Here is a 20,740-nt window from a genome sequence, read left to right as displayed (position 1 = left end):
TATCTTGCGCAATACAGGGCATGGGAATTGCTGCTCGGTGCCGTCCTCGCCCTAAGCCTGATACCGCGCCCGACCCAAAGGCTCGCGCGGGAAGCCATGGCCGGAACCGGCGTCGTGCTGATCGGCGCGTCAGTCGCGACGTTTCGTGACGGCATGGCCTTTCCAGGTCTTGCAGCTCTGGTGCCATGCCTGGGCGCAGCACTGATCATTCACGCGCGAGCGACTGAAGGTCCGATAAGTTCGGTGTTGCGTGCCCGGCCCTTTGTATTTATCGGCCTGATTTCCTATTCCCTCTATCTATGGCACTGGCCGATCATTGTGTTCGCGCGTCATCTGTGCGAGGCACCACTGACAGCCGCCCATGGATGGACGATCGTAGCAGCATCGGTTGCGGCAGCCTGGTTGTCATGGCGTTTCATCGAGCGGCCGTTTCGCGGGGCTTCGAGCCAAATTTCACGAAAGCCGCTTTTTGTTGCCGCCGCTGGCGTCATAGCGGCATCAACGGTGTTTGGCGTTTATGTTGCGTCCGAAAAAGGTCTTCCGAGCCGCCTCTCGCCTGCAGCCAGAGTTGCCTACGACGCCGCCTATGATAAAAGCCGCTTTAGCAGCACAGACTGCCTCACAGACTCAGATGGCGTTGGCCCCTCGGCAGCAGACGTCAAGGCAGGTGGGATATGCCCGCTTGGTACGGAAGGCCCTAATCCGAATTTTCTGGTCTGGGGAGACTCTCATGCCGCTGCGATGTCGCCAGCGCTCGACACTGCGGCGACGCACGCTGGCCTGACCGGGTTGCTTGCCGCACAAGCTGGATGCCCCCCGCTGCTCGACGTGCAGTTGTCAGACCGTAGGAAAAGGGAACGTTGCGGCGCGTTCAATGCAGCTGCGCTCGACCTGATCAAGTCTCACCGTATCCCGCTCGTCATCCTGCTGGCCTACTGGCCCAAATACGTCAACGCCACCGAACTTCCAAACCAGGGCGCCTATTTCGACGCCTCGGTGCAGCGGCCTCTCGATGATCATTCAACCCCGATCTCAGAGGCCATGGATCGGACGTTGTCGGAACTCGGGGAGATGGGAACCAAGGTCGTCTTGGTTATGGACGTGCCTGAAATGGGGCGCTCCGTGCCAGAAGCAGTCGCCAAGGCAGTTACGGTCGGAGCATCAACTGATATCGCGCCACCGCTTTCATATATCGAGAAACGTCAGGCTCCATCTCGTGCGATGCTGGAACAGGTCGCTGCGAAATACGGTGCCGGGATTGTCGATCCGATGCCCGCCTTTTGCGACAGCGATCGGTGCTATGCCGCCCGAAACGGCGTACCCCAGTATTTTGACAGTGATCATATCACGGCCACTACGGCCAAGGCATTGAGCTATCTATTCGCGCCGATTTTCCGGCCGTTTGATTCCTCTTTTGCAACGGGGGACGGCTAGTGCTGCCGGCCATCCCCCTGACCCGTTCGCCAGCCTTCAGAACGAAGCACCCGCCTCGGCTCCGAGGGGGCTTCTTTTTGCGGAGCCGGTCACTCATATCTGGCACCTGGCCGGCCAGGAGCAGCGTCGTCTGCCCCAACCTCAGTTCAACTTTGGCGCTGGGATTGACGCAAAGTGCACATCAAGGAACGCCATGATCTCCGCCAGTACGCTCTCGCTCGGCGGTTTGGTGGCTGGCCCATCAGCAGGCTCCATAATGACCGGGACGAGCGTGAACCCATATCCCCGCAAGGATTGAACATCGGTGATGATCGTGAAGCCCGATTGAGGGAACTGCTCGCGTAGCGCCTCAGCGATTCGATCTTTCATCTCATCGAACTGCACATCGGCAGGCGGGACCACGACAAATTCCCGACGCTCACCGTCAACCACCTTCGGAACAAAAGCCATCATCCTCCATGCCCTGTACCCGTCCCGCAATGAACGCATCGGCTCTTAGAATTCACCCAATGCAGGGTCTGCCGTTCAACTCCGGCGATCGTCACGCCTGTTTGACCAGTTGCAGAAGCTTCTTTGAACTCCCGCAGAAATCAGACCAAGCTTTCATCAGTTTGCGCCTGCGTTCAAGCGCGTCCGAACGTCGATAGGCCTGCTAAGTCTCATCCCCGACGCGGTGTGCAAGTGCGGCCTCGGCCACTTCGCGCGCGGAATGCCGACCGAAACCCATGCACCGTGAAATCTCCGAATTTCATCCGACGCATCAGCATTGCAAATGCCATAGTCGATAGGGGCGATTTCGGCCTGTCGCCGGGGAAAACGTAGTCGGTTGGCTTCCCCTGCCCCAAGGCCTTCAAGATCACCACGGCTCTGTCGGTGAGCGGAACGCGGTGCTCCTTCCCTGCCTTCATGCGCTCGGGGGCACCGTCCACGACCGCGTGGCCGTCAGGATCAGGAACTCCAGGCCACGCGCAGAGACGGCGTCTGACGCCTGAAGCTGCTGTATGAACTTCGGCACCTCGACATAGGCCATCGCCGCATGGTGGCCGCGCTGAAGCTTCTGGCGAGCTGGCAGCGCGTTCTTCAAATGTCCACGCCACCGAGCTGGGTTCTCTCCGTCTCGCCAGCCCTTGACCTGCGCGAAGTCGAGGAGGCGCTCGACGCGCCCCCGGATACGGGATGCTGTCTCGGCTTTCGGCTGCCAGATTGTCGTAAGGACCGCCAGGACGTCGTGTGTCGTGATCTCGGCCACGGCCTTGCTACGGAGTGATTTGCAGTAGGCGTCGCCGAGGGTCATTTCCCATTGCGCGATATGCTTCTCATTGCGGAAGCTCGGCTTCATGGCCTTTATGTAGTCGTCCGCGCACACGCCGAACGTCGCGGGCGCGAGCTTCTTCCGCTCGGCGATGGGGTCCAGCCCTTTGGCTACCTGTCGTCGGCAATCGTCGGCCCTGTTGCGCGCCGACCGAAGTGTAACCGCTAGGTACGACCCAATCCCATTTCGCGGCGACGACCATTCTTCATCCAGAGGAAGATCCAGGACTTCGAGCCGCCGGCAGCGAAGTTTAGGTAGAGACCGTCGCCGTCAGCGTATCGGCCTCGGTTCGTGCGGTTCTTTACGTCAACCGCCGACAGCTTCTTTACAGAACGAGCCAAGTCTTTCCCCACAAATTTCCCCACAATCGTTGTGGGGTAGCGGCAAACACTGGCGGACGACTACAAACATCAATGCCTCTTAAACGCCAGCGAACAGCCAAGGACGGCCATTCGGCGGACCCTCTCTCCGCCAGGATTTCTTCAGCCCATCTAAAATCCTGATTTTATAAGACTTTCTAGATAAGCCTGCCATCTGGCGCCCACGTGGCTGCCCCGACAGGCCGCAAGCCAGGCCGACTCAGTGCGAGATCACTTCGGTAGCGGCCGGCGCCGCCGCACCCATCATACGATCGTGTCGAAGAAGCGCGTGATCCACCAGAACTGATACAAGAGCTTGGCGCCAACGAAGCTGACATGGAAGCGGCGGTTCTGGACGAACATCGCTGCGATACACAGCATGATGATGAGCGGGGTGCGAATAAGATATTCTATGCCAAAGCTGGCGAAATGCGCATCGCCCTTGAGAAGCGTGTCACCCACGTCAATCACGTAGATTGCCGCCAAAACGCCGAAAAACCAGGCGCGCCGCTCATAGAAAAATTCCTCGTAGCTGCGATAGTCCAGCAGGCTTTCCGGAAACAGCAGCGCGCATAGCAGGAATAAGGCGACCGCATAGCCGATCAGGAACAGGTATTTGCCGAAGGTCCATTGGTCGACGCGGAAAAGGCCGAATTCCCACCACCAGAAATGCGCAAGCATCAGAAGCACCGACGCGGCCCAGGCGAGGTGGACCGGATAGAGCGGATATTGCTTGGGATGCTGGATGATGCGCGCGATGCCTGACAGCAGACGCGCCACGCCAAGACCGATGACCATGCCCAGCACAATGCGGATATGGGGGAATAAATCGTGCACCGAGACGATCTGTTGTTCCACTTGTTGCCCCTCCCAATTGCCGTCAAAGCTGCCACGCTTATGACGGTCGACAGGGCTCAAAGGACCATCGACCCAGCGCGCGGAAATAAGATGAATACCAGCCCTGGTACGCCTTCCCCCGCGACCAATTCTAGCCGCCGCCGGTTAATGTCGGCTTAGTTCCCGGCCGCGGGCGCGAAGCTTGCCGCCCATCAAGCCAGAAGATCTTTGTATTTTGTCTCGAAGCGAGAAGGCCGTATGCGGCTGTCCCTCACAGCGGGCCTTGATTGCGCCGCACGATCTTCAGCACCAGGAAAGCCAAGCCTGCAACGATAATGGCAATTCCAATGATGATGGTGCCGGTCGACCCGTATCGATAGCCGGATGCCATTACGAGGAAGCCGAGAATGATGGCGGCCAACCCGGCGAGCTTGTTGATCAATGGGTGGAATTGCTCACTGTGTACGGCCATAGCAGACCTCCAAGCCAGCCGGCAGTTTATGCCCGCGGCAGTAACGCAGCCGCGGATATTCGAGTTCCGCCGGGCGGTCGCCCAGCAGAGTCGACGCAACCTCCAGTTCCGGGAATGGAACTTTTATGTTCGCTATGCGTTCGCATTATAAGTCCGATTGAGGCCACCCCGATGGCCCGTGCAGGCCCTGAGCCGCTCGGACAAATTCCTTGGAGAAGACAATGAGACGCTATCTCTCAACACTCGCATGTTCGGGGTTGCTGAGCATTGGAGCGCTCGCCGGTGCGTCCGCTCTTGCCGCGGGCATCTCCAGTTCCCTCCCCGACAACGCCTCGGCGGTCGGCACGGCCGGCGTGGCTTCCAAAACGCTACCGGCGCAACCCCTGGCAGACGGCCAGATCTGGAACCATTCCTGCATTGCGGAGGCATGCCAGGGTAAGTTTGAGCCAGCCGTTCTTATGCTCAAGCCCTCGGACAGCGCGACCAGCGGCCTGCAATTCGTCCGCGGCGGCGGTGGTGGCTTCCATGGCTTTGGCGGTGGTGGCTTCCATGGCTTCGGCGGTGGGGGCTTCCACGGCTTTGGCGGCGGCTTTCATGGCTTTGGTGGTGGGTTCCACGGCATGGGCGGCTTCCACGGCTTTGGCGGTTTCCCCGGCATGGGTGGCTTCCATGGCTTCCGCGGCATGGGCTTTCATGGCTTCCGTGGCATGGGCGGCTTCCATGGCTTCCATAGCATGGCCGGCTTCCGCGGCGTGGGACGCTTCCATGGCTTCCACGGCATGGGGCACTTCCGCAATGCCCGTTTCTTCCATCGTAACAACTTCTTCTTTAATGGCGGCAACGGCTGGGGCTGGGGCTGGTATGGCTTTGGCGTGCCGCTGTGGTACCTGTACTGTGATCCCTACTATGCCGGCTACTATGGCGCCTGCGATTACTACTAAGGTGGCGGATTACAGCGCATGATTTTTGGCGCCGCTTTGCGCGGCGCCAACACGTGTATTCTGGCGGGTTGAGCCAAGCCGGCTAAGGCGCGCCAATTTCGGCTGCTGGCTTCTGCGACTTCGCAACGATAATGATCCCGACAAGTGACACGACCAGGCCGCACGCCATCGCCCATGACAGCGGCTCGCCGAACATCAGCCAGGCCCAGATCATCACCACCGGCGGGCTGAGATAGAGCACGGCCGTGACGCGCGCCGGCGACGACTTGCGCAGCGCCAGATAGTAGAGGCTCCACGCGCCGAGCGTGGCAACGAAGACGAGCCACAGGATGCCGCCGACGAAGCCGGGCTCCAGGATCGGCAGTACGCCGCCTTCATGCCAGGCGAACACGGAGAAGATAGCTGCAGCCGACAGGCACTGGATGCACAAGCTTTGATGCACGGGCATGAAATTCGTCGGGCTGCGCTTCTGCAACAGGGTCGCCATGGCCAGAGACAGCGTTCCGAGAGCCGGCAAACCATAGGCCCAAAGCGGCACATCAGTCATGTCGAGCGACCAGCCGGACGCGATCAAAACACCTGCCAAGCCTATGAACGAGCCGATCCACTGGCGCCCGGTAAGCGCTTGGCCGAGAACCGGCCAGGACAGCACCGCAACCATCAGGGGCAGCATGTCGGTGATGAGGGCGACAAGGCCCGTCGGCACGCCATAGGAGATCGCGAGCGCGAATGCGCCGAGATAGGCGGACATCGCCAGCGCGCCGAACAGGACCTGCGGGACAACATCTTTCCGCCGCAGCCTGGGGCCGACAGTCAGGGCAAAGGGCAACAGCACGAGCCCGGAAACCAGGCTGCGCCAGAGGAGGATGAGGAAGATCGGCGCGTGATCGCTTGCGAAACGTATGCCGATGAAGCCGGCGCTCCAGCAGGCCACCAAGGCCGCTTCCAGCAGGATCAGGACCACGAGCCCAGCAACCCCGCTTCGGGGGCGGAAAGACGCAGCTACAGCTTCGCTCATTTGGACTGGCTTTCGAGCTGGTCCAGCATGGACACCGCGATTTTTCGCGCGGTTTTCAGCCGCCCGTCATGACCGTCGAGGCCCGCACGAGACATCGCGCCTTCGAGAAGAAAAGAGAGGTGCTCGGCAGTTTCATCTGTCGCAGTGTCGGCGGGCCGCATCTTGTGGAGGTGCTTCTTGAACAGTTCCTCCACCTCGTCCTTCTGCGCTGCCACGGATGCACGGCCGAGATCGCCTATCGGCAGCTCCGCGGCCGCATTGAGCAGTCCGCATCCGCGAAATCCCCACTCATAGGCAAAGGCTGCATGATCCGTGTAGGAATCGAACACGGCAAGAACACGCTCTTTCGGCGTCAACGCCATTTTTAGGCGTTCTGCAAGAAGTTCGTGCCACTCCCTGCGCCGGCCTTCGATATAGGCATGCACCAGATCGGCCTTGGACGCGAAGTTGTTGTAAAGGCTCATCTTCGCGACGCCCGCATGGGCGGTGATCGCATCGATACCTGTGGCCCCTACGCCATCGCGATAGAACAGCTCGGCTGCGGCATTCAGCAGTCGCTGCCGCGCAGGGATTTTGTCGGTCATGATTGGCCTCCAGAATGGATAGACCGATCTACCTAATTTCAGCACCTAGTGTCGGAAGCTACACGACCGGTCTTGGCGCAATTACGACGTCCGAAGACAAGAGCATGCGAAGGCAATTCATCCTCGAAAAAGACCATTTGCTATTCCGCAAACGAAAAAACCCGGCAGTTGCCCGCCGGGTTTCTCAAATCGACCGATGAGCCGATTAGAACGAACGCTGGAAGCGCAGGATACCAGCCCACTCGTTCCGGATCTTTTCCTTCGTGATGTCGTCGTGGATCTGGAGATAGTTGACTTCCGGCGTGATGACGAAGCCCGGAACCAGCTCGTAGGCGACGTTGGCAGCGACGGCGACGTCCTTGTTCTGCGACCAGGAAACCTGCAGGTTGCCCGAGGCCTTCGGGTTGAACTTGTAGGTGCCGCCGCCCCAGACGGCCCACTTGCCGCCCCACGGCTTGACCCAGTTGCGGGTCACAGGAACGTTGGTGCTCGGATCGAAGCCGAACTTGTTCCGATCACGCAGCGAACCACCGCCGACCATTGCCCAGAGCGACAGTGCGTCGGTTGCGTTCCAGTCGACGCGGACCTTGCCGCCCCACTCCTGATAAACCGCGTCATAACCGACGACACCCGAAATGCCACCCCAAGCCTGGGTCCAGGCAGCGCCCGCGATCACGTGCGGAGCGTAGGAGTCGAGCGTCTCGTTGATGCCGTCGCCAACCTCAAGGGCGTTGTCGTTGAAGGGGTTGAAACCGGTGAAGCCGTAGGCGCCGTCGTTGCCCTCTTCGAGAGAGATGGCGGCCGAGAAGCCATTGGCACCGGTATAGGTGTAGGCGACTTGGTGCGTGTCGTAGTTGGCATACGGGATCAGGTCGTCGGCGATGACGCCACCGGCATAACCGGTCATCGTCGCGTAGAGCGAGTCGGTCTTACCGACGCGGAAGCCACCCAGTTCGATGAAGGCGTGGTTGATGCCCATGTCGTTGGTCGAAGCCAACGCGCCACCGATGTTCTGCGTGTGCGTGACATCCTGATCGTCCGTCCATTCGCGGACAAGCTCGTGACGCGGGTTGTTCCAGTCGAAGTTGATCTGCGTGTAGGCGCGCAGGGTGCCGAGTTCGGTTTCCGAACGGGCGTCCATCTGCAGGGCATAGCGGGCGCGCAGACGGTAGCTGTCGCGTGTCTTGGTGCTGATTTCCTTGTCGTGCTTGTCGCCGTCTTCGTGGTTCTTGATGAAGTCTTCGCGATCGAGCAGGTCAAGACGGCCGCCGTAGGGGCCCTTGCCAACGCCCATTTCGAAGCGGACGTAGCCGCCGACCTTCAGGCAGGTCTCGGTGCCGGGGATGTAGTAGAAACCAGCGCCGTAGACGTCGCAGATGCGGACGTATTCAACCGGCTCGGGCTCGGCGACGACGACAGCGTCGGCCGCACGGGCGCCGGAAACTGCGACCAGTGCCGCAGCGGAGCCGAGAAGCAGGCTCTTGATGTTCATTTTCTGACCTCCAGTCAAAAGTTTAAAAAACGGGTCTGGGTTCTATTTGCTGAAGGACAGCGGGTTCCCTGCCCCATCCCCAATTTCGAAAAAGACACGATCGCTCGCCCCTTCCTCGAAAGTGACATTACCCAGGGCGCGGCCGGGTTCAATCGAGATCGCACGCCGGCTAGGCTTCATGGTACGCTAAACCATACCGCTGTGGCGGAAATGCCACGATTTGGCATGCCGCGGAAAGAAGTCGTTAACTTTCGAGGTCAAAAGCGCGGTGTTGCTGGCTCTCTTAAGGCAGCGAATCGATATTCCCGCGTCAATCAAAGAGAGAACCCGCCAGCAGGGCAGAAGATGCCCGTAGATACCAAAGCAATGGGCAGTACTGCCGCCACCCGATGCCTTGTGCACTCATATTGATAATAAACCAGAACTACCGGGGGAAGCATCTTCCTCGATCCGTGGTAGAAGCCTGGCCGAGCCCCGATCAGCATGCGCCCGCTTCTGTCTGCGTCCCCGGTGCCAACTGGCCGGCCAAGGCCCGCCCGAGCTTTAGGTGTGACGGCGAAGCCGAAAACCGCACTCATCGAGCGCTTCGAAGACGACTATCCGATCAAGACGCCCGCTCTCGATGTCTACGAACGGCGGCCGCTCGGCGTCGGCGCGGGCTCGCAGGGCTTACGCAAGCGCTAGAGCGGCGGCCTTTAGGACAACAAAGCCTACCCGGCCGGTTCCTCTCGCTGGCTTTCAAGGAATTCGCCCGCGTCCTCGACGACGATTTCCTCGCCCAGCAGGATGTTGCGAAGGCTGTGGACGACGTCGTCCACGTGCTGCTGAAGCGAAAAACCCTCTTCGCGCGGAAGCGTGATTGCGAGGCGCATGAACACCTTGTACCCCATTGTGCCCTCCAGAATGCACAGCGACACACCCCCGCAATAAGCAAAAGTATTGGCTCGTTTCGACCGGCAGGCAAGGTCTACGTGCGTTCGCCATGAGCGCCCTCACTCGCCTGACACAGTTCCATAAGTCGCGACAGACTCTTCATCGTGGTTTCGCGAAGGCGCATCACTTCTACCGGATTGTCGAACTCGGAAAGCCGCGACAGCGCGTAGTAGTCCAGCACGAAAGTCTCGACCACCAGCCGCAAACGCACCGTTTGGACCGCGTGCCGGGTCGCTTCATCGACCAGCTGCTTCGCCCTGACCCGCGCATCATGGGTGGGGCGCGGGACGTCAGAGATCAGCAACTCCAATTCCGTGAATGCGCTCATGACAGCACACCTGGATCAGCCGCGTTCGCCAATCATGCCAAGCTTGGTCGAAGCTCATGTTGCGAATAAATTGAACAATTAAAGCTTTGCGAATTTTGCTTTCATCGAGCGGGGCCCGATTGTTCTTTGGGGGTGACAGATCAACCGGGCCCCTGACTTGAGATTTCTCCCAAGCACCAATGGATATAGTGCACTCACAAGTTGCATCCCGACCTTTCCAGACCAGAATTTAGGAAGCGTTAACAAGCTCCTAAATTAGTCACTAAACTGGTCCACATTCGTTTCATGGCCCTGCTTCCAAGGCGGATCGAGAATTTCTGGTGTCATTCAATTCCGGCGAGAAGGGCAGCTCGAACAATCCTGGATTGAACTCAAAGCCACAAGGTCAGTCGCCCTGCACCGCCATACCCTGTTCTTTTTGCGCCGGGCCGGCGTCGCTTTCCCAATCTCGCGCGCGTCGCTTCTGTGATGTGATCGCGCTTGTTCACGGTGCCGCTCCTCGGAGCGGAGAATTGGGAAGCCGGTGAGAAGCCGGCGCTGCCCCCGCAACGGTGGTGGAGCAAAGTCACGGCGAAATGCCACTGGGCAAAGAGCCCGGGAAGGCGTCCGTGACGGCCCGGCAGGGCCGGCTCCAGAGCCCGGAAACCAGCCTTGGACGATTGCGAACCGACTGATCGCGGTGGGCGATCAAGAGGCTGAGCGTTCAGGGCAAGGGCCACAGGCCTGCCCGCTCGCAAATCCTCCATCACCACCGGCTCAGTCCTTGTGCGAGGCGAGGACGGCCATGGATATCGGCGTTCACCCCATTCCGGCGGGAAAGGGCAAGCCATGATCGCCAGCGGTCATCAGCCTTGCGATGGGTCTGCCCGCCCGATCGACCCCGAAACGATGGCTGCCGTCTCGCCGCTGCCGCCGCCCGAAGAAATATTCGTCGACTGGCTGATGTCGGTGCCGGCAGGCGCCGATATCGAGGCCGCGGCCCGCAGGCAGATCGCGCTCATCGACCGGCACACGCCGCTGCACCCGGCGGTGCAATGCCTGCGCGCGCTCTTGGCCTCCATGGCCGGCGCGGCCGAGCCTCGTTCCCTTTCCCGCTTTTGAGGCTCGCGATGGCAGCGACGACCTCAAGTCCATCTCCAAACCGCTGCAACGCTCAGCCAGACAGGATACCGCCATGGGCATAATCCCCATCCAGCAAATCTCCCACAACGACCCGATCGACGCGCTCGTGGCGGCCCACCGCCCCGGGCATGGCCTCGCCAGGGCGTTCTACAGCGACCCGGCCATCTACGAGCGCGACATGAAGCGCGTTTTCCATCGCCACTGGCACTGCCTGGCGCATGAAAGCGTCATCCCCAATCCGGGCGACTTCGAGCTGTTCAAGATCGAAAGCGAGGCGATCATCCTGTCGCGCGGCGCGGACGGCACCATCCACGCCATGCTCAATGTCTGCCGCCATCGCGGCGCAGAAGTCTGCACCAAGCCCAAGGGCAACGCAAAATTCTTCGTCTGCCCCTATCACGCCTGGACCTACAACAACGACGGCTCGCTGCGCGCCGCCCGTCTGATGCCGAAGGATTTCGACCGCTCGGCCCATGGGCTGAAGAAGATCCATGTGCGCGTGGCTTCGGGACTGGTCTTCATCTCCTTTGCCGAGAAGCCGCTCGACTTCGACCCGATCGAGCAGTCGCTGCGCACCAGCTGCGGCCAATATGGCTGGGGCGAGGCCAAGGTCGCGCATCGCGAGATGTATGCCATCGACGCCAACTGGAAGCTCGCCGTCGAGAACTACGTCGAGTGCTACCATTGCGGTCCGGCGCATCCCGAATATTCGCAAACGCATGCGCTGGAACAACCGCTGGAGATGATCGAGAAGCTGAACGCGGCCATGGAGGCCCGCACCTGCGCGCTGGGCGTCGAGGTCGTCAGCGCCAACCATTGGCAGAATTCGGCCGGCGGCCAGGAAGCGATCCACACCTTCCGCTACGCGCTCTATGACGGCGTTTCGACCGGCAGCCAGGATGGCTCGCCGGTGGCGCCGCTGATGGGCCGTTTCTCGGCCTATGATGGCGGGGTTACCTCCATCCATCTCGGCGGCACGACGTTCCTGGTCTGCTATCCCGACCACGGCATGATCTACCGCTTCATTCCCAAGACGGTCGACAGCTGCGAGATGGAGCTGATCTGGCTCGTGCGCGGCGATGCGGAAGAAGGCCGCGACTACGACCTCGAGAAGCTGACCTGGCTTTGGAAGGTGACCACCGAAGAGGACAAGAAGATCATCGAGCACACCGCGCGCGGTGTCGCCTCGCGCTTCTTCGAGCCCGGCCCGATCGCACCGATGGAGCACAACGAGCTGCGCTACATCAACTGGTATCTCGACGAGATCAGCCGGCCCTGAGCCGGCGCAACAAAGCCAAGTACGCGGCCGGTGCTCTCCGAGAGGAGGCGCCGGCCGCTTTCGTCAGCAAGCCAATAGCGTCAACGCGGTCCGGCGAGGCGCGTCACGGAGGCGGTTGGCCTCGGCTCGACCGGCGCTGCCATCAGGCTCTGGATGAACTGCCAGGCGGTACGGCCGGAGCGGGAGCCGCGCTGCATCGCCCATTCGAGGGCCTGCCTTTCCAGATCGGCCGCCTCGATCGCGATGCCCAGATGGGCCACGTAGCCGCGGACCATGTCGAGATAGCCATCCTGATCGACGGCGTGGAACCCGAGCCACAAGCCGAAGCGGTCCGACAGCGAGACCTTCTCCTCGATCGCCTCGCCGGGATTGATGGCGGTCGCCCGCTCATTGTCGATCATGTCCCGCGCCAGGAGGTGGCGCCGGTTCGACGTCGCGTAGAATACGACATTGTCGGGGCGCCCGGCGATGCCGCCGTCCAGCACCGCCTTCAGCGATTTGTAGGCGGCCTCGCCTGCGTCGAAAGACAGGTCGTCGCAAAACAGGATGAAGCGCCGCGGCTCGGCCGCTTCCAGCAGTTCGAGCAGGTCGGGCAAGCTGCCGATGTCCTCCCGCTGTACCTCGACCAACGCGACCGGGGCGGCGCCGGTCTTCCGTTCCTGGTTTACCTGGGCATGCACGGATTTCACCAGAGAGGATTTTCCCGTGCCGCGCGCGCCCCACAAAAGCGCATTGTTGGCCTCGCGGCCGGCCGCAAAGCCGCGCGTATTGGCGAGCAGCGCGTCGCGCTGCATATCGACCCGCTGCAAGAGATCGAGGTCGATACGCGCGATCCGGTGCACCGCCTTCAGCCGCTTGGCTTGCGCGATCCACAGATAGCCCTCGGCGATCTCCTCCAGCCCGGAAGACGGAGGCGGCGGCGCGAGGCGCTCGAAAGCCTCGGCGATGCGCAGCAACAGGTCGCGGTTGGTCGGATCGTTCATCATGTCTCTTTCCACTTGTTCTACTCGCTTGCCAGCGCGCGCCGCCGGGCGAGCGGCCGCCGGAAAATCTGGGCGCAGATGACGCCGGCCAGGGCCAGCCCGCCGCCGATGACATGGAACGGCCGCACGGGCTCGCCCAGCATGACGATCGCCGCCGCGGCCGTCAGCACCGGCAGGAGGTTCATGAAGATGGCGCAGCGGCTCGGGCCGAGTTGCTGGACCCCGCGAATCCAGAGAAACGGCAGCACCACCGAGGCGAGCCCGCCTGCATAGGCGATGAGCGGCAGCGTCTCGGCATTGAGCTGGCGCAGAGGCGCCGGGGTTGCGAGGAAAGCCGGGAACATGACGGCCAGCGCGCAGAGCGCCTGCATATAGGTGGACTGCCAGCCCGCGACTGGCAGGCTCCAGCGCTTCAGCAGCACGCCGTAAAGCGCATAGACGAAGGCTGCCACCAGCATCAGCGCATCGCCGGGATGAACGCCGTCGCGCAGCAGGGCCGTCAGGTCGCCGCCGCTGACGAGATAGATCAAGCCCGCAAGCGACAGCAACGCCCCGCCGACCATGCCGGCGGTCGGATCCTCGCCCAGCATGACGGCGCTCAGCCCCACCGTCAGCAGCGGCGTCAAGGCGGTGAAGACGGCCATATTGGTCGCCGTCGTCGTCTCCGCCGCAAGATAGGAAAGGCTCTGGAACAGGCACATGGCGAGGAAGCCGAGGATGGCAAACTGTCCGAGATGCGGCCAGATCGCCGCCCGGTTCCGCCAGGCAGGCCGCGCGACGAACAGGCTCATCAGCGCGACCGCCAGCAGCAGCCGATAGAAGGTGATGGCCTGCGGCCGATCGTATGCGCCGAGAGGCGGGAGGCGATGACATTGCCCGCCCACAGGACGATGGCGGCGAAGGGATAGAGAAACGCGGCTTTCTGCTTGATCATGTTGCGGCTCTTCAAGGAAGTCTGCCGCAGCAATTAGCCGGTCGCCGCCAAGTCAGTCTCACGCTAGAATGACAGAACCTAGCGAGAATGGGACATGCCTGAAGACCAGCTGACCACCAAGCACCTCGACTATCACGCCACGGCGCGGCCCATGGCGGCGATGGAGATCGACTATCCAAGCGATGCCTCCACCGGCCTGCATGCCCATCCCCGCTGCCAGCTTCTCTACGCCATCGAGGGCGTCATGATCGTGCGCTCGGCCTCGGGAACCTGGGTGGTGCCGCCCAACCGGGCGGTCTGGCTGGTGGCCGGGCTCGAGCACGAGGTGCGGATGAGCGGCGCGGTGAAGATCCGCACCCTCTTTGTCGATCCGCAAGCCGCGCCCCATCTGCCGAAGACGAACTGCGTGGTTGCGGTATCGCCGCTCCTGCGCGAGCTGATCGTCGCTGCCATGCGCGTGCCGCTCGACTACGAGCCCGACACGCGCGACGAACGCTTGATGTGGCTGCTGCTCGACGAACTGGTGGAAGTGAGCGTGCTTCCGCTTCACCTGCCGATGCCGCAGGACCGCCGCCTGCGCCGCGTGTGCGAGGCACTGCTTGCCCGCCCCGACGACGTTTCGACCGCCGAGCAATGGGCGCAGGAACTCAAGGTGACGCCCAAGACCATCCACCGCCTCTTCTCCAAAGAGACGGGGCTGACATTCGGCCAATGGCGCCAGCAGGCGCGGCTTCTGTTCGCGCTCGAACGGCTCGCCCATGGCGAGCGGATCATCGATGTCGCGCTCGACAGCGGCTACGCCAGCCAAAGCGCCTTTGCGGCCATGTTCCGAAAGCACTTCGGCATGCCGCCAAGTGCGTTCTATCGGTAGGGTCGGTCCAAACGGCTTCTCCAGCCGGCTAAAAGCCGGTCCTTAGCCGTCGGGATGGAAAGACGATGAAGCCGAGCGAATGTGCGAAAAGCCCGCAATGTTCACCAGAGACAAGACAACGCTGTTAACCACCACCAGAAGTTTATTGCGCACAACCCCTGGACGTCTTCGAACACCGTTCTACTTCAAAGGGCGTTTCCAGTGTCATTTTTTGGCAGAACCCCAAATGGAGAGGCTATCATGACGTTCAAGTTGCTTTCGATCGCTTCAGTTGTCTTTGGCGTTGCGGTGGGGGCCGCATATGCTCAGACCGCGACAACCGACCGGGATATCCAGAATTCCGAGGTCGTCGGTCCGATGTATACGGACAACGAAATGACCCAGATGCGCTCGAAGGACGAGATGAAGGCCGCGTGGGACCTGCTCCCCGAGGAAAAGCACACCAAGATCAAGGGCGAATGCGCCAACCCGCAGAACGACCGTGAAAAGGACTTCTGCGGCGTGGTCGGCGACTTCTGACGCCCCGAGGCTGGTGGGCGGCGGTTGGGCACCGCCTGCCGGCTTCTTTCTCTCCGCCCATGCTCAGCTGTTTGATCGGCGCCACCGCGCCTAGTGCAGGAATTTCGTCACCGCATCGATCGTGGCCGTGGGGTTCTCCTCCATCAGCCAGTGCCCGGCATTTGGGATCACCGCTTCGTGCACATCGCTTGCCGCGAAGCGCATGACGACGGCCATCGTCGAGCCGAACGACTTTTCGCCGCCGATCGCCAGGACCGGCATTTGCAACAGGCCTTTGGCGAGGAACGCCTTGTTGTCGATCGCGTCCTGATCGAAAGCCTTGAATTGCTCGAAGCCGGAATGCATGGCGCCCGGCAGCGCGTAAAGCCTGGCATAGTGCGCGCGCGAGGCTTCGTCGAAGTTCTTCGGGTCGGCCGAGAATTCGTTCCAGAAGCGGTCGAGATAGATGCGCTCGCGACCAGCGACCAGCCGCTCCATATCCGGACCACCGAAGCGGAAATGCCACAGAAGCGGGTTCTTCAGGATTTCCTCCCAGGGCCCGACCCCCGGCAGCGGCGCATCCATCAGCACGAACTTGCTCACCCGCTCGGGATGTTCCGCGGCGAAGGCGTAACCGACCATATTGCCGATGTCATGCGCGACGAGGTCGACCTTGTCGATCTTCAGCGCATCGAGCACAGCCGCGATGTCGCGGGCTTCAGTCTTCTTGTCGTAGCCGTCGGCCGGATGGGACGACAACCCCATGCCGCGCAAATCGGGAACGACCACCGTATGGTCCTCTGCCAACTTTTCGGCCAAGGGCGCCCACATGTCGCCGGTTTCGCCGTAGCCGTGCAGCAAGACCACCGCCGGCCCCGTCCCACCCGCGCGGACGAAAATATCCGCGCCGTTCGCAGGTATGGTGAGGGTGGTGAAACTTGACGGGAAAGGTCGAAAATCCGTGGAAGCCGGCGCGATAGGATCGGAGGCACGCATGGCCCACTCCCTGTTCGAGGCGAAGCCGCACAACGGCCCCTCCCCTAACCTTTTCGCGTCCGAATTGTTCCGGAACCTTGTGCTGCCGGGCGCGAGTCGGGGATCGCGATCGGCACCACGTCGAATGCCGTCGGTCAGGCGTGAAGCGCGGCTACCAGCGCCCAAAGGGTCATGAAAATCAGGATCAGCGAGCCCACGGTCCAAAGAGTCGCGCGCATGTCGTGGGTCTGCGCGGAGAGATAGGCCGCAAAGTGCAGCAGGCGCGAGACCACATAGCCATAGAGCAGCCATTGCGCGAGCCACAGCGGCGGGTCGGTCAGCACGAAGAGCAGGCCCGCGACCAGAAAGAACGGCAGGCTCTCCAGATCGTTGAGCTGAATGCGGCGGATGCGCTCGACCCGCTCATTGGGTTCGAGCTGTTTCGGATTGGGGTCCGGATTCAGCGCAGTTTTTCTCAGGTCTTCGGGCGAACGGTAGCCGCCCTTCTCCTGCGTCATACGTACGACGGTGAGCCAGGACATGCTGACGGCCTTGAGGATCATCAGGGCAGCCGCGATGACATAAGTCGCAAACAGCGGGTTCTGCAGGCTTATCTTGTCCATGGATCATCCCCCACGATCCGGAACCGAGAAACCGGCAGGGCGCGAAAAGCGCCGCTGCCAGTTTTCAACTCATACACGAATAGCCGTCGCCGGGCGATTGTTTTCACCGGCGATGGCCCCTCGTGAGGCCGTTCAGGCGCGGCGGTGGGCAGCGGCAAATTCCGCAAAGCCGCTGATGAATGCCTGCAGCTGCTGGGCCACTTTCTCGTCAGTGAGGTTGCCGTTTTCGTCGAACACGGTGGAAGCGCGGGCAACAAGCATGCGTCCGCCGAACCAGGGTTCCGTGCCGAGGGTGCGCAGCACCGAAAGCCAGGCATTCTGGCTGAGAATGGTGCCGAAGCCGCCGGGCGAAGCACCCAGCACCGCGAACGGGCGGCCGCCGAACACCCGCTTGATGTCGCTGGACGGACGGCTCAGCCAGTCGATCGCGTTCTTGAAGACGCCGGGCAGCGAATTGTTGTATTCGGGCGTGAAGAGGATCACGCCGTCGGCTGTCGCGACCAGTTCCTTGAGCTGGGCAACCGCCGGCGGAATGCCTTCGCTTGCTTCGACATCGCCGTCATAGAGCGGAATGCCGTGGATCGTCGAGGCGACGAATTCGACGCCGGACGGCGCCATGGGCACGGCCGCGCACAAAAGCGCCGAGTTGTAGGAGCCGCGGCGCAGACTGCCGGATATGCCAACCAATTTCGTCATTCAAAAATACTCCATGCAAGGGGTGGCGCGAGGCGGATCAGCGCCTCGCGCCGGGGGTTTTATGCGAGCGACTTCAGGCCGGCTTCGATCGAGGCGCGTTTCGGCTCGAGGAACGGCGGCAGCGACAGCCTTTCGCCGAGCTTGTCCAGCGGCTCGTCGGCGGTGAAGCCAGGGCCGTCCGTCGCGATCTCGAAAAGGATGCCGTTGGGCTCGCGGAAATAGAGCGAGCGGAAATAGTAGCGCTCCACCTCGCCGCTGGACGGCAGGCGGAAGCCCTCCAACCTCGCCGTCCATTCGTGCATCTGCTCGATGTCCGGCGTGCGGAAGGCGACGTGATGCACAGCACCTGCCCCCTGCATGGTGACGGGAAGCCCCGGCTGCACGGCGACGTGGAGCTCGGCAGCAGGTCCCCCCTCGCCCATCGCGAAGACATGGACGTGGCCATTGCCGTCGGGCGAAGCATAGTCGCGCACCTGGCGCATGTTCATCACCTTGGTCAGCACCAGTTCGGTCGGGCGCAGGTCCGGAACGCTGAGCGTGATCGGCCCGAGGCCGCGGATCTGGTGCTCGGCCGGAATGGTGCTGCCGGCCCAGGGATGCACCTCGCCCCTGCCGCCGTCATCGACGAGCCGCAGCCGCTGGCCCTCGAAATCCTCGAAGTCGAGCGAATGGTAGCCGCCGATCTCGGCGATGTCGCCGGCCGTAACGCCTTCAGCCTTTAGATGCTCGCGCCACCAGGCAAGGCTGCCCTCGCCCGAAACGCGCATCGCGGTGCGTGAAATACTGTGGGTGCCGCGCCGCTCCGGGCCCACCGGCCAGTCGAAGAAGGTGATGTCGGTTCCGGGCGTCGCCTGCCCGTCGGCGTAGAAGAGGTGGTAGGCGCTGGTGTCGTCCTGGTTCACCGTCTTCTTCACCAGGCGAAGGCCGAGCGTCCTGGTATAGAATTTCAGGTTCTGCGCGGCATTTGCGGTGATCGCCGTCAGATGGTGGATGCCGGTCAGTTCAAGTGTCATGTGCGTCTCCTGCCCGTCTTGCGGGATGTTGGACACAAGATGGCGCGCTTCGCCCCGGCCGGCCAGATGGACGGCAAGAGACAGACCGTCTTCGGACGGTGGACATGCCAGGCCCGATTGTCCACCAATCGGACATCTTCCCCGGCGGCACGAACCGCTCTATCTTCCGCAACTGCCATTGGTGGGGTGGCCTGCAAGGAGGGGACTATGGCCTTGCGTCTTGTTGTGCTGTCTGTGCTGATTTCGGGTTTCGCGATCGGCTTTGCCGAGCTTGCAAGGCTGTCCGCGCGGATCGAAGCTACTTCCGCGCCCTGCGCAAAATGGTCGACGCTGAACTGCCGCATGGCGGGCGCCCCTACCTCTCCGCAATAGAGCGAGTATCTTTCCGGCAACTCGATCGGCTTGCAGGGTAGATTCTCCGGATCCGGGATCGCACCGCCGGGCCGCGCGTTAACCCGGATCGCAACCGCCTCCGGAGGGACCGATGAACACCGCCAACCTGCAGCTCGAGGGCCTTTACCTCGCCATCGCCTCGATCAACGACGTGCTGGTCAAGAAGGGCATTCTCAGCGTCGAGGAAATCGACACGGCATTGCGCCGCGCCGAGGCCAACGCCACCGCCGACGACCACATCATCGAGGACATGTCGCCGGCCAACCGCGACGCCGTCTGCTTCCCCATCCGCTTGCTGCAGCTCGCCAATGGCGGCCGCCTGTCGAGCGGCGATCTCCCGAGCTTTTCGGACCTCGCCCGGATGGTGGCGCAGACCAAGGAACCCTACAACGACCAGATGTAGGCCGGCCTGAGGCATAGCCGCAGCCGCCGAAGGCAGCTCTTGCCGAGCGTCTTCGGGAGTGCTTTTCTCGCGGGAGTCGCATGGGCTCCGTGCGACCGATTGCAGGCAGGCACATAGATTGGCAGAGGCACGACGATGACGACTTTCAGAGCCGCCTGTCTTTCCGGCCTCCTGCTTTCAGCTGCTACCTGCCCCGCGCTCGCCGACCCGCCTGTAGGCCGCCTCGTCGACGGCGTCTACCACTGCGAGGTCTACGCCCTCGGCCAGTTCATCCATCTCGGCGACATCATCATCGAGGGCGACAGCTATCGCGGCCCGTATCGATTCGGACCGCCGCCGCCGCCCCAGAAATACGAGCTCACCCCGGAGGGCGAACTCACCTGGCTTGGCCCGCTCGGCGGCTTCACCTCGGGAGGCAATTCGATCGACCTCACCCAGGTCACCGCCAACAGCGATGCGGCGGCCTCCTTCGACATCATCATGCTCGAGGCGAGCGGAAACTATTCCGCCACAACCTGCGACAAGCAGTGAAGAGCCGCCGAAGCGGCATCGGCCAGGAGGCTGCCAGAGCTTTTCAAGCCGCCGACGGCCCCGGATCGTCCGGGCCGCCGTCGAAAGGCGCCAAAAGCTCCCGCTTCGGGCGCAGCGGAACATCGTCGGAGCGGTGGACGAGGCGCAGGATCGGCCCGCGCGGCTTGGGCGGCACGCCGCCGCGCTGCAGCGTGTCGGCCTCGCGCTTCGCCGCCTCCGGCTGATAGACCACCTCCTGCACGGTCAGCGTCTCCTCCTCGCCGTCGATGCGGCGAATGGTGATCGACTGCCCCTCGGCAAGGCCCAGCAAGGCCAGCCCGCGCGGATTGGTGATCGACAGCACCGAGCCGACCATGCCGCGCATCTCGTCATGGGCGACGATGCGGGTTTCGGCCGGGCCGTCATCGATGCGATACGACACGCGGCTGCTGAGCGTGACCACCGTGGACGGGATATCGTCGCGGAAGACGACGGTCGCGCCGTCGAGTTTGCGGCGCAGGAGCTCCCGGATCGGATCGTCCCGACCCAGGCAGCGCTCCTGCATCACTTCCAGAATGGTGTAGTCCTTCGTCGTCAGCAGACAGACGTCCTTGTTCGACATGTCAAACCTCCAGCCGAACCGCATCTTGGCGGTTGTCGGCCACAAGCGTTTCTCTTCATCGCGGAAAGTTCCCCTGAGCCGGACGCGTGTCCGGCGCAGGGGTCACGC

27 protein-coding genes, 1 pseudogene and 1 riboswitch are annotated in these 20,740 nt (G+C 62.2%); of the genes and pseudogenes, 10 read left to right on the top strand and 18 right to left on the bottom strand.

What is annotated here, in order from left to right; genetic code table 11:
* Positions 1-1,434, top strand: a 1,434-nt coding sequence (locus C7I85_RS31215) for an acyltransferase family protein (protein WP_181257410.1), incomplete at its 5' end; no start/stop codon positions are given.
* Positions 1,435-1,575: 141 nt separating this feature from the next.
* Here C7I85_RS31215 and C7I85_RS26760 read toward each other — a convergent pair.
* The 5 genes and pseudogenes from C7I85_RS26760 to C7I85_RS26745 form a co-directional block, all read right to left on the bottom strand.
* Complete coding sequence (locus C7I85_RS26760) at positions 1,576-1,887, bottom strand: hypothetical protein (RefSeq protein ID WP_146148978.1); 312 nt, start codon at positions 1,885-1,887, stop codon at positions 1,576-1,578.
* A 451-nt stretch (positions 1,888-2,338) separates the two neighbouring features.
* Positions 2,339-2,773, bottom strand: coding sequence for a phage integrase central domain-containing protein (locus C7I85_RS32195; RefSeq protein WP_342587321.1), 435 nt, complete (start codon positions 2,771-2,773; stop codon positions 2,339-2,341).
* 60 nt (positions 2,774-2,833) lie between these two features.
* Positions 2,834-3,099, bottom strand: a pseudogene (locus C7I85_RS32190) (Arm DNA-binding domain-containing protein); the annotation flags it as partial.
* 270 nt (positions 3,100-3,369) lie between these two features.
* The gene (locus C7I85_RS26750; RefSeq protein WP_428832910.1) at positions 3,370-3,903 is read right to left on the bottom strand and encodes a hypothetical protein; all 534 of its coding nucleotides are present in this window, start codon (positions 3,901-3,903) and stop codon (positions 3,370-3,372) included.
* Positions 3,904-4,213: 310 nt separating this feature from the next.
* The gene (locus tag C7I85_RS26745; RefSeq protein WP_106727052.1) at positions 4,214-4,414 is read right to left on the bottom strand and encodes a hypothetical protein; all 201 of its coding nucleotides are present in this window, start codon (positions 4,412-4,414) and stop codon (positions 4,214-4,216) included.
* A gap of 221 nt (positions 4,415-4,635) precedes the next feature.
* Between C7I85_RS26745 and C7I85_RS26735 the strand changes: the two genes are divergently transcribed.
* Positions 4,636-5,355, top strand: coding sequence for a hypothetical protein (locus C7I85_RS26735; RefSeq protein ID WP_245445122.1), 720 nt, complete (start codon positions 4,636-4,638; stop codon positions 5,353-5,355).
* Positions 5,356-5,437: 82 nt separating this feature from the next.
* Here C7I85_RS26735 and C7I85_RS26730 read toward each other — a convergent pair whose 3' ends face one another.
* The 3 genes from C7I85_RS26730 to C7I85_RS26720 all read right to left on the bottom strand — a co-directional run bounded on the left by C7I85_RS26730 (position 5,438) and on the right by C7I85_RS26720 (position 8,449).
* The gene (locus C7I85_RS26730; RefSeq protein ID WP_106727050.1) at positions 5,438-6,373 is read right to left on the bottom strand and encodes a DMT family transporter; all 936 of its coding nucleotides are present in this window, start codon (positions 6,371-6,373) and stop codon (positions 5,438-5,440) included.
* A complete protein-coding gene (locus C7I85_RS26725) occupies positions 6,370-6,957 on the bottom strand; it encodes a TetR/AcrR family transcriptional regulator (RefSeq protein WP_106727049.1) in 588 nt (195 codons plus the stop codon). Before C7I85_RS26725 ends, C7I85_RS26730 begins: the two co-directional genes overlap by 4 nt.
* A gap of 205 nt (positions 6,958-7,162) precedes the next feature.
* Positions 7,163-8,449, bottom strand: coding sequence for a porin (locus C7I85_RS26720; protein WP_106727048.1), 1,287 nt, complete (start codon positions 8,447-8,449; stop codon positions 7,163-7,165).
* 549 nt (positions 8,450-8,998) lie between these two features.
* On the opposite strand from C7I85_RS26720, the gene C7I85_RS32105 reads away from it, so the two are divergent.
* A complete protein-coding gene (locus C7I85_RS32105) occupies positions 8,999-9,133 on the top strand; it encodes a hypothetical protein (RefSeq protein WP_280954425.1) in 135 nt (44 codons plus the stop codon).
* Between the two features lie 26 nt (positions 9,134-9,159).
* On the opposite strand, the gene C7I85_RS26715 is transcribed toward C7I85_RS32105, so the two are convergent.
* A complete protein-coding gene (locus C7I85_RS26715) occupies positions 9,160-9,339 on the bottom strand; it encodes a hypothetical protein (protein WP_106727047.1) in 180 nt (59 codons plus the stop codon).
* 77 nt (positions 9,340-9,416) lie between these two features.
* On the bottom strand, positions 9,417-9,710 hold the full coding sequence (locus C7I85_RS26710) for a hypothetical protein (protein ID WP_106727046.1): 294 nt from the start codon (positions 9,708-9,710) through the stop codon (positions 9,417-9,419).
* Positions 9,711-10,180: 470 nt separating this feature from the next.
* A riboswitch (cobalamin riboswitch) is annotated at positions 10,181-10,378 on the top strand.
* 160 nt (positions 10,379-10,538) lie between these two features.
* Between C7I85_RS26710 and C7I85_RS26705 the strand changes: the two genes are divergently transcribed.
* A complete protein-coding gene (locus tag C7I85_RS26705; RefSeq protein ID WP_106727045.1) occupies positions 10,539-10,811 on the top strand; it encodes a hypothetical protein in 273 nt (90 codons plus the stop codon).
* A gap of 73 nt (positions 10,812-10,884) precedes the next feature.
* On the top strand, positions 10,885-12,111 hold the full coding sequence (locus C7I85_RS26700; RefSeq protein ID WP_106727044.1) for an aromatic ring-hydroxylating oxygenase subunit alpha: 1,227 nt from the start codon (positions 10,885-10,887) through the stop codon (positions 12,109-12,111).
* Positions 12,112-12,191: 80 nt separating this feature from the next.
* On the opposite strand, the gene C7I85_RS26695 is transcribed toward C7I85_RS26700, so the two are convergent.
* The 3 genes from C7I85_RS26695 to C7I85_RS31845 are packed head-to-tail and all read right to left on the bottom strand — an operon-like array spanning position 12,192 to position 14,028.
* The gene (locus tag C7I85_RS26695; protein ID WP_106727060.1) at positions 12,192-13,094 is read right to left on the bottom strand and encodes an ATP-binding protein; all 903 of its coding nucleotides are present in this window, start codon (positions 13,092-13,094) and stop codon (positions 12,192-12,194) included.
* 20 nt (positions 13,095-13,114) lie between these two features.
* Positions 13,115-13,885, bottom strand: a complete 771-nt coding sequence (locus C7I85_RS26690; protein ID WP_245445121.1) for a DMT family transporter — start codon at positions 13,883-13,885, stop codon at positions 13,115-13,117.
* Positions 13,885-14,028, bottom strand: a complete 144-nt coding sequence (locus tag C7I85_RS31845) for a hypothetical protein (protein WP_245445120.1) — start codon at positions 14,026-14,028, stop codon at positions 13,885-13,887. The genes C7I85_RS26690 and C7I85_RS31845 overlap by 1 nt, the downstream gene beginning before the upstream one ends.
* A gap of 94 nt (positions 14,029-14,122) precedes the next feature.
* Between C7I85_RS31845 and C7I85_RS26685 the strand changes: the two genes are divergently transcribed.
* Entirely contained in the window at positions 14,123-14,899 is a 777-nt protein-coding gene (locus C7I85_RS26685; protein WP_106727043.1) for an AraC family transcriptional regulator, read from the top strand.
* A gap of 240 nt (positions 14,900-15,139) precedes the next feature.
* Positions 15,140-15,418 carry a hypothetical protein gene (locus tag C7I85_RS26680; protein WP_106727042.1) on the top strand — a complete coding sequence of 93 codons (279 nt, stop codon included), beginning with the start codon at positions 15,140-15,142 and terminating at the stop codon, positions 15,416-15,418.
* 90 nt (positions 15,419-15,508) lie between these two features.
* Here the strand turns inward: C7I85_RS26680 and C7I85_RS26675 are convergent, their stop codons facing one another.
* The 4 genes from C7I85_RS26675 to C7I85_RS26660 form a co-directional block, all read right to left on the bottom strand.
* Positions 15,509-16,393 (bottom strand): alpha/beta fold hydrolase, encoded by an 885-nt coding sequence (locus C7I85_RS26675; RefSeq protein WP_106727059.1) that lies wholly within the window; start codon positions 16,391-16,393, stop codon positions 15,509-15,511.
* Between the two features lie 134 nt (positions 16,394-16,527).
* Complete coding sequence (locus C7I85_RS26670) at positions 16,528-16,995, bottom strand: MAPEG family protein (RefSeq protein ID WP_106727041.1); 468 nt, start codon at positions 16,993-16,995, stop codon at positions 16,528-16,530.
* 132 nt (positions 16,996-17,127) lie between these two features.
* Positions 17,128-17,691 (bottom strand): NADPH-dependent FMN reductase, encoded by a 564-nt coding sequence (locus tag C7I85_RS26665; RefSeq protein ID WP_106727040.1) that lies wholly within the window; start codon positions 17,689-17,691, stop codon positions 17,128-17,130.
* A 59-nt stretch (positions 17,692-17,750) separates the two neighbouring features.
* Positions 17,751-18,704, bottom strand: coding sequence for a ring-cleaving dioxygenase (locus C7I85_RS26660; protein ID WP_106727039.1), 954 nt, complete (start codon positions 18,702-18,704; stop codon positions 17,751-17,753).
* A gap of 207 nt (positions 18,705-18,911) precedes the next feature.
* Between C7I85_RS26660 and C7I85_RS31210 the strand changes: the two genes are divergently transcribed.
* The 3 genes from C7I85_RS31210 (at position 18,912) to C7I85_RS26650 (ending at position 20,031) form a co-directional block, all read left to right on the top strand.
* Entirely contained in the window at positions 18,912-19,076 is a 165-nt protein-coding gene (locus tag C7I85_RS31210) for a hypothetical protein (protein WP_181257409.1), read from the top strand.
* Positions 19,077-19,188: 112 nt separating this feature from the next.
* Positions 19,189-19,500: a hypothetical protein gene (locus tag C7I85_RS26655; protein ID WP_106727038.1), complete on the top strand. Its 312-nt coding sequence runs from the start codon at positions 19,189-19,191 to the stop codon at positions 19,498-19,500.
* Between the two features lie 135 nt (positions 19,501-19,635).
* Positions 19,636-20,031 carry a hypothetical protein gene (locus C7I85_RS26650; protein ID WP_106727037.1) on the top strand — a complete coding sequence of 132 codons (396 nt, stop codon included), beginning with the start codon at positions 19,636-19,638 and terminating at the stop codon, positions 20,029-20,031.
* 43 nt (positions 20,032-20,074) lie between these two features.
* On the opposite strand, the gene C7I85_RS26645 is transcribed toward C7I85_RS26650, so the two are convergent.
* Positions 20,075-20,632 (bottom strand): GreA/GreB family elongation factor, encoded by a 558-nt coding sequence (locus C7I85_RS26645; RefSeq protein WP_106727058.1) that lies wholly within the window; start codon positions 20,630-20,632, stop codon positions 20,075-20,077.
* Between the last annotated feature and the right edge of the window lie 108 nt (positions 20,633-20,740).

It is taken from the genome of Pseudaminobacter soli (ex Li et al. 2025) (assembly GCF_003012705.1).
In the GTDB taxonomy this organism is placed as follows: domain Bacteria; phylum Pseudomonadota; class Alphaproteobacteria; order Rhizobiales; family Rhizobiaceae; genus Pseudaminobacter; species Pseudaminobacter soli.
This window is presented reverse-complemented; position numbering and strand designations above follow the sequence as displayed.

What these genes read in the sequence shown, in the direction of transcription:
- C7I85_RS26650 (WP_106727037.1), top strand. Translation starts at nt 19,636, where the DNA reads ATGACGACTTTCAGAGCCGCCTGTCTTTCCGGCCTCCTGCTTTCAGCT.
- C7I85_RS26725 (WP_106727049.1), bottom strand. Translation starts at nt 6,957, where the DNA reads ATGACCGACAAAATCCCTGCGCGGCAGCGACTGCTGAATGCCGCAGCC.
- C7I85_RS26750 (WP_428832910.1), bottom strand. Translation starts at nt 3,903, where the DNA reads ATGGTCATCGGTCTTGGCGTGGCGCGTCTGCTGTCAGGCATCGCGCGC.
- C7I85_RS31210 (WP_181257409.1), top strand. Translation starts at nt 18,912, where the DNA reads ATGGCCTTGCGTCTTGTTGTGCTGTCTGTGCTGATTTCGGGTTTCGCG.
- C7I85_RS26665 (WP_106727040.1), bottom strand. Translation starts at nt 17,691, where the DNA reads ATGACGAAATTGGTTGGCATATCCGGCAGTCTGCGCCGCGGCTCCTAC.
- C7I85_RS26695 (WP_106727060.1), bottom strand. Translation starts at nt 13,094, where the DNA reads ATGAACGATCCGACCAACCGCGACCTGTTGCTGCGCATCGCCGAGGCT.
- C7I85_RS26700 (WP_106727044.1), top strand. Translation starts at nt 10,885, where the DNA reads ATGGGCATAATCCCCATCCAGCAAATCTCCCACAACGACCCGATCGAC.
- C7I85_RS26645 (WP_106727058.1), bottom strand. Translation starts at nt 20,632, where the DNA reads ATGTCGAACAAGGACGTCTGTCTGCTGACGACGAAGGACTACACCATT.
- C7I85_RS26670 (WP_106727041.1), bottom strand. Translation starts at nt 16,995, where the DNA reads ATGGACAAGATAAGCCTGCAGAACCCGCTGTTTGCGACTTATGTCATC.
- C7I85_RS26680 (WP_106727042.1), top strand. Translation starts at nt 15,140, where the DNA reads ATGACGTTCAAGTTGCTTTCGATCGCTTCAGTTGTCTTTGGCGTTGCG.
- C7I85_RS26745 (WP_106727052.1), bottom strand. Translation starts at nt 4,414, where the DNA reads ATGGCCGTACACAGTGAGCAATTCCACCCATTGATCAACAAGCTCGCC.
- C7I85_RS26655 (WP_106727038.1), top strand. Translation starts at nt 19,189, where the DNA reads ATGAACACCGCCAACCTGCAGCTCGAGGGCCTTTACCTCGCCATCGCC.
- C7I85_RS26675 (WP_106727059.1), bottom strand. Translation starts at nt 16,393, where the DNA reads ATGCGTGCCTCCGATCCTATCGCGCCGGCTTCCACGGATTTTCGACCT.
- C7I85_RS26735 (WP_245445122.1), top strand. Translation starts at nt 4,636, where the DNA reads ATGAGACGCTATCTCTCAACACTCGCATGTTCGGGGTTGCTGAGCATT.
- C7I85_RS26685 (WP_106727043.1), top strand. Translation starts at nt 14,123, where the DNA reads ATGCCTGAAGACCAGCTGACCACCAAGCACCTCGACTATCACGCCACG.
- C7I85_RS26720 (WP_106727048.1), bottom strand. Translation starts at nt 8,449, where the DNA reads ATGAACATCAAGAGCCTGCTTCTCGGCTCCGCTGCGGCACTGGTCGCA.
- C7I85_RS32195 (WP_342587321.1), bottom strand. Translation starts at nt 2,773, where the DNA reads ATGAAGCCGAGCTTCCGCAATGAGAAGCATATCGCGCAATGGGAAATG.
- C7I85_RS26715 (WP_106727047.1), bottom strand. Translation starts at nt 9,339, where the DNA reads ATGGGGTACAAGGTGTTCATGCGCCTCGCAATCACGCTTCCGCGCGAA.
- C7I85_RS26660 (WP_106727039.1), bottom strand. Translation starts at nt 18,704, where the DNA reads ATGACACTTGAACTGACCGGCATCCACCATCTGACGGCGATCACCGCA.
- C7I85_RS31845 (WP_245445120.1), bottom strand. Translation starts at nt 14,028, where the DNA reads ATGATCAAGCAGAAAGCCGCGTTTCTCTATCCCTTCGCCGCCATCGTC.
- C7I85_RS26690 (WP_245445121.1), bottom strand. Translation starts at nt 13,885, where the DNA reads ATGAGCCTGTTCGTCGCGCGGCCTGCCTGGCGGAACCGGGCGGCGATC.
- C7I85_RS26705 (WP_106727045.1), top strand. Translation starts at nt 10,539, where the DNA reads ATGATCGCCAGCGGTCATCAGCCTTGCGATGGGTCTGCCCGCCCGATC.
- C7I85_RS26760 (WP_146148978.1), bottom strand. Translation starts at nt 1,887, where the DNA reads ATGATGGCTTTTGTTCCGAAGGTGGTTGACGGTGAGCGTCGGGAATTT.
- C7I85_RS26730 (WP_106727050.1), bottom strand. Translation starts at nt 6,373, where the DNA reads ATGAGCGAAGCTGTAGCTGCGTCTTTCCGCCCCCGAAGCGGGGTTGCT.
- C7I85_RS26710 (WP_106727046.1), bottom strand. Translation starts at nt 9,710, where the DNA reads ATGAGCGCATTCACGGAATTGGAGTTGCTGATCTCTGACGTCCCGCGC.